This window comes from Caulobacter sp. S45 (assembly GCF_903642205.1).
Lineage (GTDB): Bacteria > Pseudomonadota > Alphaproteobacteria > Caulobacterales > Caulobacteraceae > CAHJWH01.
On sequence record NZ_CAHJWH010000005.1, the window covers coordinates 37,425 to 50,588 of the forward strand.

General features: G+C 66.5%; 9 protein-coding genes. 4 read left to right on the forward strand and 5 right to left on the reverse strand.

All coding sequences use genetic code 11. The features are described from left to right. Nucleotides 1–412 precede the first annotated feature (412 nt). Entirely contained in the window at nucleotides 413–925 is a 513-nt protein-coding gene (locus HUV06_RS01310; RefSeq protein ID WP_174299463.1) for a hypothetical protein, read from the reverse strand. Between the two features lie 514 nt (nucleotides 926–1,439). On the opposite strand from HUV06_RS01310, the gene rplJ reads away from it, so the two are divergent. Together rplJ and rplL are read left to right on the forward strand one after the other, a co-directional pair. Then, nucleotides 1,440–1,979, forward strand: coding sequence for a 50S ribosomal protein L10 (rplJ, locus tag HUV06_RS01315; protein ID WP_174299464.1), 540 nt, complete (start codon nucleotides 1,440–1,442; stop codon nucleotides 1,977–1,979). Nucleotides 1,980–2,036: 57 nt separating this feature from the next. Next, complete coding sequence (gene rplL, locus HUV06_RS01320) at nucleotides 2,037–2,423, forward strand: 50S ribosomal protein L7/L12 (RefSeq protein ID WP_174299465.1); 387 nt, start codon at nucleotides 2,037–2,039, stop codon at nucleotides 2,421–2,423. A gap of 67 nt (nucleotides 2,424–2,490) precedes the next feature. Here rplL and HUV06_RS01325 read toward each other — a convergent pair whose 3' ends face one another. Genes HUV06_RS01325 through HUV06_RS01335 form a run of 3 tightly spaced genes read right to left on the reverse strand, consistent with a single transcriptional unit; the run spans nucleotide 2,491 to nucleotide 3,580 of the window. Next, nucleotides 2,491–2,955, reverse strand: a complete 465-nt coding sequence (locus HUV06_RS01325) for a hypothetical protein (protein ID WP_174299466.1) — start codon at nucleotides 2,953–2,955, stop codon at nucleotides 2,491–2,493. 9 nt (nucleotides 2,956–2,964) lie between these two features. Further along, nucleotides 2,965–3,324, reverse strand: coding sequence for a DNA-binding transcriptional regulator (locus tag HUV06_RS01330; protein ID WP_254600816.1), 360 nt, complete (start codon nucleotides 3,322–3,324; stop codon nucleotides 2,965–2,967). Continuing rightward, the gene (locus HUV06_RS01335; RefSeq protein ID WP_174299467.1) at nucleotides 3,299–3,580 is read right to left on the reverse strand and encodes a BrnT family toxin; all 282 of its coding nucleotides are present in this window, start codon (nucleotides 3,578–3,580) and stop codon (nucleotides 3,299–3,301) included. Before HUV06_RS01335 ends, HUV06_RS01330 begins: the two co-directional genes overlap by 26 nt. Before the next feature lie 323 nt (nucleotides 3,581–3,903). On the opposite strand from HUV06_RS01335, the gene rpoB reads away from it, so the two are divergent. Together rpoB and rpoC are read left to right on the forward strand one after the other, a co-directional pair. Next, nucleotides 3,904–7,995, forward strand: a complete 4,092-nt coding sequence (rpoB, locus tag HUV06_RS01340; protein WP_174299468.1) for a DNA-directed RNA polymerase subunit beta — start codon at nucleotides 3,904–3,906, stop codon at nucleotides 7,993–7,995. A gap of 200 nt (nucleotides 7,996–8,195) precedes the next feature. Beyond that, nucleotides 8,196–12,386, forward strand: a complete 4,191-nt coding sequence (gene rpoC, locus HUV06_RS01345) for a DNA-directed RNA polymerase subunit beta' (protein WP_174299469.1) — start codon at nucleotides 8,196–8,198, stop codon at nucleotides 12,384–12,386. Nucleotides 12,387–12,603: 217 nt separating this feature from the next. On the opposite strand, the gene HUV06_RS01350 is transcribed toward rpoC, so the two are convergent. Continuing rightward, entirely contained in the window at nucleotides 12,604–12,843 is a 240-nt protein-coding gene (locus HUV06_RS01350) for a hypothetical protein (protein ID WP_174299470.1), read from the reverse strand. Nucleotides 12,844–13,164 lie beyond the last annotated feature (321 nt).

Consider the following 13,164-nt stretch of genomic DNA (forward strand, 5'->3'; position numbering starts at 1 on the left):
ACGTAAACCGAAGGCTGAACGGACGCTTACATGGAACCCGCCGGGCTGAAGCCCAGCTCAGACTTGACCCGATATCGAAAGGTGAGCAACCGGCTTGACGCTTGGACATAGTGCGTTTGCATGATTACTCCGCAAGTAAGGACACGCAAGGCGGGAAAGGTCCTCGACCTTCAAGCCGGCGCGCCGAGTGCAACCCGTTCCACCGCGTCTGCCTCCGCTGGGGCAGAGCAGCCCTGCGCCCGCAGGCACGGTCGGCGCTGATCCCTCGCGCCCTTCCTGGCGACAACCCGTGAGGGCGCGACCTTCGTCCGGGCGAGGCTGGAAACCGCCAGCGCCGGCATCCCAGCCGCCGGCCCAAGCCGCAGGATCTGTGCGCCAGCCGGGGGAGCAGAGTCTCCCCCCGTCCGACACTTCAGAGCGTGATGCTACCGAGCACGCAGGAGGCGGCGCCGTCGGTGAGGCCCACGGCGGTCACCGCGCCGCTGATTGGCCTCGCGACGCCCCTCCAACCGACCGCCGGCGTCTTCACCTCCGACATCGCCGCCATCACATCCTGGCGAGGATTCCCGACCGTGGCGCCGCCGACGATGCGGTCGGCCTGGTCGGTGAACACGATCTTGGCCAGAGGCCTGTGCTGCGTCTCGTTCCAGGCCCAGCCTTCGATCTCGGATCCGGGGTGAGCGCCCGTATGTTTTGCCGAGACGACGTCGATGACGCCCTTGCAGGTCACAGCGCCTGGGCTGACCTGCTTCACGTCCTTGCCCAGCATCGCGGTCGCCCAGGCGGGATAGGGAGGGGCAGGGCTGGTGGTCGAAGCCGCGCCCGAAGCACTTTGTCCGGTGTCCTCCGGCTTGCCGCTGCAGCCCACAAGCCCCGCCGCAAGCATGAGGCCAAGACCGATCCGCCAAGGGTTGAACTCGAACATGGGACAGCTCCAAGACCCGCCCGTCGGCAATGCAACGGGGGCGCGGAAGGGTCAAGGAGGTGAGTGTTTCGAGCCGGGTCGAGACCTTGTCGTGCAACCGCCTTGGCGGAGCGGCCTGTCTTCCGACGGCGGACGGTTCGGCGATCAGGCGTCCCGACCACACTTCGCGGCGATCCGCAGCGCCCGGCTTGCGCATCCTCATCGGCCTATTGAGTCGGCTCCCGCCTTCACGTATGTGTCCCCGCTCACGGCGGCGGGTTTGCCCGGCGCCGTCCTGTCCGAGAACTGCGGGATGCCCTACCAAGCGATTGGGCGGGTGTCTTAATCCAAACGGCCGCGGGGAGACGGGGAAGCAAGGTTGTACACGATCCGCGCATGCGCGGGCGGGGTCGGCCACACGCATCCTCGGGATAGGTCTATCCGCACGCGCGCTTCCCGCGAGGGGAGGGCGTGCGCGGCGTTTGCGGTCGTCGGATGGTCCGGCGGCTGAAGCTGCAAGTGCAACGGAGACCGTATGGACCGCGCACAGAAGGCCGAGTCGATCGAGGAGCTGAAGAGCGTCTTCGCGACCTCCGGCGCTGTCATCGTGACCCACTATCTGGGCCTCACCGTTGCGGAAATGACCGACCTGCGCATCCGCCTCCGCAAGGAGGGCGCGACGCTCAAGGTGGTCAAGAACCGCTTGGCCCAGAAGGCCATGGACGGTTCGGGCGGCGCGTCCGCGGACGCGCTGTTCAAGGGGCCAGTGGCGATCGCCTTCGCCAAGGACCCCGTGGCCGCCGCCAAGGTCGCCACCCAGTACGCCAAGGACAACGACAAGTTCACCGTCGTCGGCGCCGTGCTGGGGGCGAGCGTGCTGAACGCGGAGGGGGTGAAGTCGCTCGCGACCCTGCCCTCGCTGGATCAGCTACGCGGCACGCTCATCGGGCTGATCCAGGCGCCTGCGACCAAGGTCGCCGCCGTCCTGGCCGCGCCCGCGGGCCAGCTCGCCCGCGTTTTCAACGCCTATGCGACGAAGGACGACGCGAAGCCGGACGAAGCCGAAGCCGCCTAGGCCGCCTCATTTCCGCGGACCCGACTCAACCTCAAACCCATCCCAAGGAAGAACCCAATGGCCGACCTGTCCAAGATCGTCGAGGACCTGTCCTCCCTGACCGTGCTCGAAGCCGCCGAGCTATCCAAGCTGCTCGAAGAGAAGTGGGGCGTCAGCGCCGCTGCGCCGATGGCCTTCGCCGCTCCGGCGGCCGCTGGTGGCGGCGAAGCCGCCGCTCCGGTGGAAGAGCAGACCGAGTTCACCGTCATGCTGATGTCCGGCGGCGACAAGAAGATCAACGTCATCAAGGAAGTCCGCTCCATCCGCTCCGACCTCGGGCTGAAGGAAGCCAAGGACCTGGTGGAAGGCGCGCCGCTTCCGGTGAAGGAGAACATCTCCAAGCAGGACGCCGAAGAGATCAAGAAGAAGCTGGAAGACGCCGGCGCCAAGGTCGAGATCAAGTAAGACCGACCACGTCAGGTTCGACGTCTGCGAGCGGGCTCGGGGGGTGACCTCCGGGCCCGTTTCTACGTCAGAGACAGGGATTCATCACCGGCGTTCGCGGTATGGAGAGCAGATCGTCAATATCCTTCTGCAGCGTAGCTGATCTTGCCCGTTCAGCCGCATAAAATTTGCCAGCCTCGGAGCTGCAAAATCCCGGCGCCTTCGACTCTGCGACCGCCTGTGACTCCCACCGGCTTACGTAGCTCTGGTCGACATGGCCGTTACGCTTGATGAAGTCCTCTATCCGTTTGATGCCACGGTTTAAATCTGCTTTAAACGCGTCGTCTTGGCCGGGGAAGCAACGCTCACCGGCCGCCTGGGCAGTGAGATAGATGGTCCAGCTACAAAGGACCGCTCTGTGCTTCAGGTCATCTGGATTGGGCCTTTGCACTGGTTCGGGAACGATGGATTGCGCGGCGGCTGATGTGGACAGCGTCATGCCGGCCCAGGCAACCAAAAACGCCAGTCCAACACCCTTCCTGCATTTCAGCATCTCTTTTCCTCATGCCGCTGTGAGCGCACGATCCACGGCCTCGCGCTCTCGCCCGATCACCGTAAGGTAGGCGAGAAGCGTGGTATCGGAACCAACGCGGCCCTGCTCCAGGTCGCTGAGACGGGTGACATCGATATGATAGCGCTCGGCGAACGCGGTCTGCGTCAGGCCGGTCGCCGCGCGTACCCGTTTGGCCAACCGCGCTGCGCGCATCCGCAGCAGTTCTTCGTCTGTCAGCGGGGGGTTATCCGGATCGCTCTCGGCGGCCACGGTGATGTCCTCGTCCGTCATGGCGTCGAGCCTGGCCCACTCCTCGACCGACATGGTCTCGGGGTTCGTGGGATCATGCGTGTAGCAAACGATCGCCATAGCTGCGGCTCTCCTTCATGTTGGCGCGCCGGGCGGAAATGATCCGCACCACCTCGCCTCGTCCGACATATACCACAGCGATCAGCCGGCCTTCGATCGAGCCGATAGCCTTGCGGCGGCTTTCGCCATCTGCTTCCCGGCTGGCGTCGCTATCCTGATGGTTCGGATCGTCGAAAACGCGCGCCGCGAGGCTGAAGCCAACGCCATGCTTGGCGAGATTGCTCTGTGCCTTCGCGTTGTCCCACTCGAACTGCATGCCGGACGAGTGTGTCGGGCCGGTTCCGGAGAGTCGAGCGGGAGCGGACTGCAAAAAGTTCCCGCAAGCCTTCCCTCCGCCGCAAAAGCGGTTATATGTCGCCTCTTGCCGATTCCTTCATAATCGCGCTCCAGCGCCGAGGCTCGATCCGCCGCCCTCCGATCGAGCGAAGGCGCGTCTTCGCGTTCTGCGCGAAGGCCCAGCTAGCGTCCGTCAGGCCCGCAGGCCTGATCCGAGGGTGGACGCAGCACATATTCTCGGTGCGCCGTCACGCGCCTTGATATCAGATCCGCGCGGACTGACCCCCCGCGCCAGGGAGCACCATGGCTCAGCTTAATACCGACGCCCTGTCCTTCACGGGCAAGAAGCGCATCAGGAAGTCCTTCGGCCGCATCCCCGAGGCGGTGCAGATGCCCAACCTGATCGAGGTGCAGCGCTCCTCCTACGAGCAGTTCCTGCAGCGCGAGACCCGCGCGCCCGAGCGCCGGGACGAGGGCGTCGAGGCGGTGTTCAAGTCGGTTTTCCCGATCAAGGACTTCAACGAGCGCGCGGTGCTCGAATACGTCTCCTACGAGTTCGAGGACCCCAAGTACGACGTCGAGGAGTGCATCCAGCGCGACATGACGTTCGCCGCGCCGCTGAAGGTCAAGCTGCGCCTGATCGTGTTCGAGAACGACGAGGACACTGGCGCCCGCTCCGTCAAGGACATCAAGGAGCAGGATGTCTACATGGGCGACATCCCGCTGATGACGGAGAAGGGCACCTTCATCGTCAACGGCACCGAGCGGGTGATCGTCAGCCAGATGCACCGCTCGCCGGGCGTCTTCTTCGATCATGACAAGGGCAAGACCCACGCGTCGGGCAAGCTGCTGTTCGCCGCCCGAGTGATCCCTTACCGCGGCTCCTGGCTCGACTTCGAGTTCGACGCCAAGGACATCGTCTATGTCCGCATCGACCGCAGGCGCAAGCTGCCGGCCACCGCCTTCCTGATGGCGCTGGGCATGGACGGCGAGGAAATTCTGAAGACCTTCTACAAGGTCATCCCGTTCGAGAAGCGCGAGGCCGGCTGGGCCACGCCCTACAACCCGGAGCGCTGGAGGGGCGTGAAGCCCGACTTCGCCCTGGTGAACGCCGAGACGGGCGAGGAGATCGCGCCCGCCGGGGTCAAGATCAGCGCCCGCAACGCCAAGAAGTTCGCCGATAGCGGGGTCACGACCCTGCTGGTCGCGCCGGACGCCCTGATCGGCCGCTTCCTTGCCGCGGACGCGGTGAACATGGAAACTGGCGAGATCTACGCCGAGGCCGGCGACGAGCTGGACGCAGTGGCCATCCAGGCGTTGGAGGACCAGGGCTTCTCCACCATCGAGGTGCTGGACATCGACCACGTCACGGTCGGCGCTTACATGCGCAACACCATCCGGGTGGATAAGAGCAGCAACCGTGAGGACGCGCTGTTCGACATCTACCGCGTCATGCGCCCGGGCGAGCCGCCGACGGTGGAGGCCGCGGAGAACATGTTCCGCGGGCTGTTCTTCGACGCCGAGCGCTACGACCTGTCGGCCGTCGGTCGCGTGAAGATGAACATGCGGCTGGAGGACGACGTCTCCGACGAGATCCGGGTGCTGCGCAAGGAAGACGTGCTGGCGGTGCTGAAGCTGCTGGTCGGCCTGCGCGACGGCCGCGGCGAGATCGACGACATCGACAACCTGGGCAACCGCCGGGTCCGTTCGGTGGGCGAGCTGCTGGAGAACCAGTACCGCGTCGGCCTGCTCCGCATGGAGCGGGCGATCAAGGAGCGCATGTCCTCGGTCGATATCGACACGGTCATGCCGCACGACCTGATCAACGCCAAGCCGGCGGCGGCCGCGGTGCGGGAGTTCTTCGGCTCCTCCCAGCTCAGCCAGTTCATGGACCAGACCAATCCGCTGTCGGAGATCACCCACAAGCGCCGCCTCTCGGCGCTCGGCCCGGGCGGCCTGACGCGGGAGCGGGCGGGCTTCGAGGTGCGCGACGTGCACCCCACCCACTACGGCCGCATCTGCCCGATCGAGACGCCGGAAGGGCCCAATATCGGCCTGATCAACAGCCTCGCCACCCACGCCCGGGTGAACAAGTACGGCTTCATCGAGAGCCCCTACCGCCGCGTGAACAACGGCTCGCCCGACGGCGAGGTCGTCTACATGTCGGCCATGGAGGAGTCCAAGCACACCATCGGCCAAGCCAACCTGAAGGTCGACGGCCAGGGCAAGGTGACTGACGAGCTGGTGCAGGTCCGCATCAACGGGGACGTCACCGTCGCCCCGTCCGATCAGGTCGACTACATGGACGTGTCGGCCAAGCAGGTGGTGTCGGTGGCCGCGGCCCTGATCCCGTTCCTCGAGAACGACGACGCCAACCGCGCGCTGATGGGCTCCAACATGCAGCGCCAGGCGGTGCCGCTGGTGAAGTCCGACGCGCCGCTGGTCGGCACGGGCATGGAGGGCGTGGTGGCCCGCGACAGCGGCGCCACCGTGATCGCCCGCCGCACGGGCGTCGTGGAGCAGATGGACGGCAACCGCATCGTGGTGCGCGCGACCGAGGAGACCGATCCGGCCAAGCCCGGCGTCGACATCTTCCGCCTGTCGAAGTTCCAGCGCTCCAACCAGAACACCTGCATCAACCAGCGCCCGCTGGTGAAGGTGGGCGACAAGGTGAATCCCGGCGACATCATCGCCGACGGCCCCTCCACCGACTTGGGCGAGCTGGCGCTGGGGCGCAATGCGCTGGTCGCCTTCATGCCCTGGAACGGCTACAACTTTGAAGACAGCATCCTGATCTCCGAGCGGATCGTGTCGGACGACGTCTTCACCTCGATCCACATCGAGGAGTTCGAGGTCGCGGCCCGCGACACCAAGCTCGGCCCCGAGGAGATCACCCGCGACATCCCCAACGTCGGCGAGGAGGCGCTCCGCAACCTCGACGAGGCCGGGATCGTGGCCATCGGCGCGGAAGTGCAGCCGGGCGACATCCTGGTCGGCAAGGTGACGCCCAAGGGCGAGAGCCCGATGACGCCGGAGGAGAAGCTGCTCCGCGCCATCTTCGGCGAGAAGGCGTCCGACGTTCGCGACACCTCGCTCCGTCTGCCGCCGGGCGTCACCGGCACCATCGTGGAGGTGCGCGTCTTCAACCGCCACGGGGTGGACAAGGATGAGCGGGCCATGGCCATCGAGCGGTCGGAGATCGACCGCCTCGGCAAGGACCGCGACGACGAGTTCGCCATCCTGAACAGGAACATGCAGGCGCGCCTGCGCGAGCTGTTCGTGGGCAAGGTCGCCGTCTCCGGGCCCAAGGGCCTTGGCCGCGGCGAGATCACGACCGAGAAGCTGGGCGAGGTCGCTCCCGGCCTCTGGTGGCAGATCGCGCTCGAGGACGAGCCGGCCATGGGCGAGCTGGAGGCGCTGCGCCGCCAGTTCGACGAGGCCCGCAAGCGCCTGGACCGCCGCTTCGAGGACAAGGTCGACAAGCTGCAGCGGGGCGACGAACTGCCCCCTGGCGTGATGAAGATGGTCAAGGTCTTCGTCGCGGTGAAGCGCAAGCTCCAGCCCGGCGACAAGATGGCCGGCCGCCACGGCAACAAGGGCGTGATCTCAAGGATCCTCCCCATCGAGGACATGCCCTTCCTGGAGGACGGCACCCACGTGGACGTGGTGCTCAATCCGCTCGGTGTGCCGTCGCGCATGAACGTCGGCCAGATCTTCGAGACGCACCTGGGCTGGGCCTCGGCCGGGCTTGGCAAGCAGATCACCAAGCTGCTCGACGCCTGGCAGGACGGCGGCCAACGCGCAGCGTTGGTCGAGAAGCTGTCGGACATCTACGGCCCCGACATCCCGCTCCCCGACGATGAAGGCGAGCTGGTCGAGCTGGCCCGCAACCTCGGCAAGGGCGTGCCGATGGCCACCCCCGTGTTCGACGGGGCGCATATCGGCGACATCGAGGACCTGCTGGAGAAGGCGGGCCTGTCTCGCACCGGCCAGAGCCAGCTCTATGACGGCCAGACCGGCGAGGCGTTCAAGCGCCCCGTCACCGTGGGCTACATCTACATGCTGAAGCTTCACCACCTGGTGGACGACAAGATCCACGCTCGCTCCATCGGCCCCTACTCCCTGGTCACCCAGCAGCCCCTGGGCGGCAAGGCGCAGTTCGGCGGCCAGCGCTTCGGGGAGATGGAGGTGTGGGCGCTCGAAGCCTACGGCGCCGCCTACACCCTGCAGGAGATGCTGACGGTGAAGTCCGACGACGTGGCTGGCCGCACCAAGGTCTACGAGGCGATCGTCCGCGGCGACGACAGCTTCGAAGCGGGCATCCCCGAGAGCTTCAACGTGCTCGTCAAGGAGATGCGCTCGCTTGGCCTGAACGTGGAGCTGGAGAACAGCTGACCGCTCTTGATCTCCCCCTAAAGGGTGGAGGGGACCAGACGAAGTCTGGTGAGGGGGCGCTGGCCCCCTCCACCACGCTTTGCGCGGTCCCCCTCCCCCAATGGGGGAGGATCGAAGGCGGCTCACCTCCTCAAGCCCACATCCCTTTTCACGGCCTTGACGCCCAACGGCGCTAGGCCCGCAGACGAACTGGAAGCACAATGAACCAGGAAGTCCTCAATATCTTCAACCCGGTGGTCGCGGCCCCGACCTTCGACCAGATCCGCATCTCCCTGGCCTCGCCGGAGAAGATCCGCTCCTGGTCGTTCGGCGAGATCAAGAAGCCGGAGACCATCAACTACCGGACGTTTAAGCCGGAGCGTGACGGGCTGTTCTGCGCCCGTATCTTCGGGCCGACCAAGGACTACGAGTGCCTGTGCGGCAAGTACAAGCGCATGAAGTACAAGGGCATCATCTGCGAGAAGTGCGGCGTGGAGGTGACCTTGGCCCGCGTGCGGCGCGAGCGGATGGGCCATATCGAACTGGCCTCGCCAGTCGCCCACATCTGGTTCCTGAAGAGCCTGCCGAGCCGCATCGCCCTGATGCTCGACATGCCGCTGAAGGACATCGAGCGGGTCCTCTACTTCGAGAACTACATCGTCACCGAGCCGGGCCTCACGCCTCTGAAGCAGCACCAGCTGCTCTCGGAAGACGACTTCATGCGCTACCAGGACGAGTTCGGCGACGACAGCTTCACCGCCGAGATCGGCGCCGAGGCCGTGCGCAACCTGCTCATGGCGATCGATCTGGAGAAGGACGCCGAGCGCCACCGCGGCGAACTGGCCGACAGCCCCAGTGAGATGAAGGCCAAGAAGGCCTCCAAGCGACTGAAGATCCTCGAGGCCTTCATGGAGTCCGGCAACAAGCCGGAGTGGATGATCCTGACCGTCGTGCCGGTGATCCCGCCGGAGCTGCGCCCGCTGGTTCCCCTCGACGGTGGCCGCTTCGCCACGTCGGACCTGAACGACCTCTACCGCCGGGTGATCAACCGCAACAACCGCCTCAAGCGCCTGATCGAGCTCCGCGCGCCCGACATCATCATCCGCAACGAGAAGCGGATGCTGCAGGAGGCGGTGGACGCCCTGTTCGACAACGGCCGTCGCGGCCGGGTCATCACTGGCGCCAACAAGCGGCCGCTGAAGTCGCTGGCCGACATGCTGAAGGGCAAGCAGGGGCGCTTCCGCCAGAACCTGCTCGGCAAGCGCGTGGACTATTCCGGCCGCTCGGTCATCACCGTCGGCCCGGACCTGAAGCTGCACGAGTGCGGCCTGCCGAAGAAGATGGCGTTGGAGCTGTTCAAGCCGTTCATCTATGCGCGGCTGGACGCCAAAGGGCTGTCCGGCACCGTCAAGCAGTCCAAGCGCATGGTCGAGCGCGAGCAGGGCCAGGTCTGGGACGTGCTGGAGGAGGTGATCCGGGAACATCCGGTGATGCTGAACCGCGCGCCGACGCTGCACCGCCTGGGCATCCAGGCCTTCGAGCCCAAGCTGATCGAGGGCAAGGCCATCCAGCTGCACCCGCTGGTCTGCGCCGCCTTCAACGCCGACTTCGACGGCGACCAGATGGCCGTGCACGTGCCGCTGTCGCTCGAAGCCCAGTTGGAAGCGCGCGTGCTGATGATGTCCACCAACAACATCCTCAGCCCCGCCAATGGCCGCCCGATCATCGTGCCGTCGCAGGATATCGTGCTGGGTCTCTACTACCTGTCGCTGGCGCGTGAGAACGAGCCGGGCCAGGGCAAGCTGATGGCGAACCTGGGTGAGATCGATGCGGCGCTCGATGCCGGCGTGGTCACCCTGCACACCAAGATCAAGGCGCGCTTCCAGGAGATGAACCCGGAGGGCAAGCTGGTCACCAAGGTGATCGACACCACGCCGGGCCGGATGAAGCTGGCGGCGCTCCTGCCGCATCACCCCCAGATCGGCCACCGCCTGGTCGCCAAACCCATGACCAAGAAGGAGATCGGCAACCTGATCGACGCCGTCTATCGCCACACCGGCCAGAAGGCGACGGTCATCTTCGCCGACCAGGTCATGGGGCTGGGCTTCCGCGAGGCGGCCAAGGCCGGCATCAGCTTCGGCAAGGACGACATCGTCATCCCCGCCAAGAAGAAGCAGCTGGTGCAGGACACCCGCGACCTCGCCAAGGAATACGAGCAGCAGTACGCCGACGGCCTGATCACCCGCGGCGAGAAGTACAACAAGGTCGTCGACGCCTGGGCCAAGGCCACCGACAAGGTCGCCGACGAGATGATGGGCGAGATCAGCCAGGCCCCGACCGACGCCAACGGCCGGGAGCTGGAGATCAACTCCATCTACATGATGGCCCATTCCGGCGCCCGGGGCTCCCAGGCCCAGATGAAGCAGCTCGGCGGTATGCGCGGCCTGATGGCCAAGCCGTCGGGCGAGATCATCGAGACGCCGATCATCTCCAACTTCAAGGAAGGCCTGACCGTGCTGGAGTACTTCAACTCCACCCACGGCGCCCGCAAGGGCCTGGCCGACACCGCCCTGAAGACGGCGAACTCGGGCTATCTGACCCGTCGCCTGGTGGACGTGGCGCAGGACTGCATCATCACCGAGGAGGACTGCGGCACCACCCGCGGCATCACCATCCGCGCGGTGGTGGAGGGCGGCGACGTGCTGGTCTCGCTGGGCCAGCGCGTGCTGGGCCGTTCCGCGGCCGAGGACGTGAAGGACCCGAACGGGGAGCTGGTCTGCCCGGCGGACACCTATTTCGACGAGGTGATGATCGACAAGGTCGAGCGCGCCGGCGTGCAGTCGATCAAGGTCCGCTCGGTCCTGACCTGCGAGGCCGAGATCGGGGCCTGCGGCGCCTGCTACGGTCGCGACCTGGCGCGGGGCACACGGGTGAACATCGGCGAGGCGGTCGGCGTCATCGCCGCCCAGTCCATTGGCGAGCCCGGCACCCAGCTGACCATGCGCACCTTCCACATCGGCGGCACCGCCCAGGTGGCCGAGCAGTCCTTCTTCGAGGCCACTAACGAAGGCACGATCAAGTTCGCCATGGGCTCCACGGTGCGGGGCGTCGCCGGCGATCTGATCGCCATGAACCGCAACATGCAAGTGGTGGTCCAGGTCGACGGCAAGGACCGTGAATCCTACAAGGTCCCCTATGGCGCCAGGTTGAAAGTGGCCGAGGGGGATGTCGTCAAGCGCGGCCAGCGCCTGGCGGACTGGGACCCCTACACCACCCCGATCATCACCGAGGTGGGCGGCAAGGTGCGCACCGAAGACCTGGTGGACGGCTTCTCCATCCGCGAGGAGACGGACGAGGCGACCGGCATCGCCAACCGCGTGGTGGCCGACTGGCGGGCGAGCCCGCGGGGCTCCGACCTGCGTCCGGCCATGAGCGTGGTGGACGCCGACGGGGCCTATATGAAGCTCGCCAACGGCGGCGATGCCCGCTACCTGCTGCCCGCAGGCGCCGTGCTCTCCGTCGGCGACGGCGACGAGGTGAAGCCCGGCGACGTCATGGCCCGCCTGCCCACGGAGTCAGCCAAGACCCGCGACATCACCGGCGGCCTGCCGCGGGTGGCGGAGCTGTTCGAGGCGAGGCGTCCCAAGGACTGCGCCATCATCGCCGAGATGAGCGGCAAAGTGGAATTCGGCAAGGACTACAAGAACAAGCGCCGCATCAAGATCACTCCGGAAGACGGTGATACGGTCGAGTTCCTGATCCCCAAGGGCAAGCACATCTCGGTGCACGACGGCGACTTCGTCACCCGTGGCGAATACATCATCGACGGCAACCCGGATCCGCACGACATCCTGCGCATCCTGGGCATCGAGGCGCTGGCCGAGTATCTGGTCAACGAGATCCAGGAGGTCTACCGCCTGCAGGGCGTGCCGATCAACGACAAGCATATCGAAGTGATCGTGCGCCAGATGCTGCAGAAGGTCGAGATCATGGAGCCGGGCGATACGGGGCTCATCAAGTCCGACCACCTGGACAAGACCGAGGTCGACGTCGAGAACGCCAAGGCCGAGAAGCGTGGGGGCCGTCCGGCCGTCACCCAGCCGGTCCTGCTCGGCATCACCAAGGCCTCGCTGCAGACCAAGTCCTTCATCTCTGCGGCCTCTTTCCAGGAGACCACCCGCGTGCTCACCGACGCCTCGGTCAACGGCAAGGTGGATACGCTGGAGGGCCTGAAGGAGAACGTGATCGTCGGCCGCCTGATCCCGGCGGGCACCGGCTCCTATCTCCGCGGCCTCCAGCGCATCGCCGCCCAGCGCGACGAGCAGCTCACCGCCCAGCGCGAGGAGGCCCTGGAAGCCTTCCCGGCCGAGCTGGAGTTCTCGCCGAGCGACGAGGCCGTGCCGGCGGAGTGATCGGCGGGCGACATCGTTAAATGGACGGCCCGGGAGAGCGATCTCCCGGGCCGTTTTTCATCTCCCCCTGCGCAGCGGGGGGAGGGGACCAGGCGAAGCCTGGTGAGGGGGGCTCGCTGGCCGCCACGGCGGAGATGGCGCCGCTCGGTCAGCTCCCTCCACCACGCTATGCGTGGTCCCCCTTCCCCGCTAGGCGGGGGAGGAACACGGCACTCCCTCAGTACGGCTCGTCCTCCGGATGCTTGCTGGTCATGTTGATGCAGCCGCGCTCGAGGTTCGAGCCCGGCCCGGTGCAGGGCACGAACAGGTCCTTCATCGGCCCTGTGCGGTCGGCGCGCCGGCGCTCCTGCGCCTCGGCCGCCGCGATGAAGCTGGCGATCCGGTCGGCCGGGATGCCGATGCTGCGCGCCTCCTGCCCGATGCGGCGATCGCAGGCGCTGCGCTCCTGCTCGTCCAACGCGACATAGTCTGCGTGTGAACATCCCACCGTGGCTCGCAGGAACTTGCGGACGCCGTCTTCGCCCTCGTCCTCCCCCTGTACCGCCCAACGACCACGGCTTTGCTGCCCGCTCCTTTGCGCCGTGCCCAAGCTGGCGGCGGCTGCGGGAATGGAAGCCGAGGCATGGGAAGGCGGCGCGGCGGGTGCAGTCGGCGCGCGCGGCGGAGTGGGCCTCGCGACCTGAACAGTTGGCGGCGCGGTCTGCGCAGGCCGTGGACGCGGCGACGTCTCCTTCGTCCAGCCCGGGGGTGCGGCGGCAGGCGGCTTCGGACGCGATGG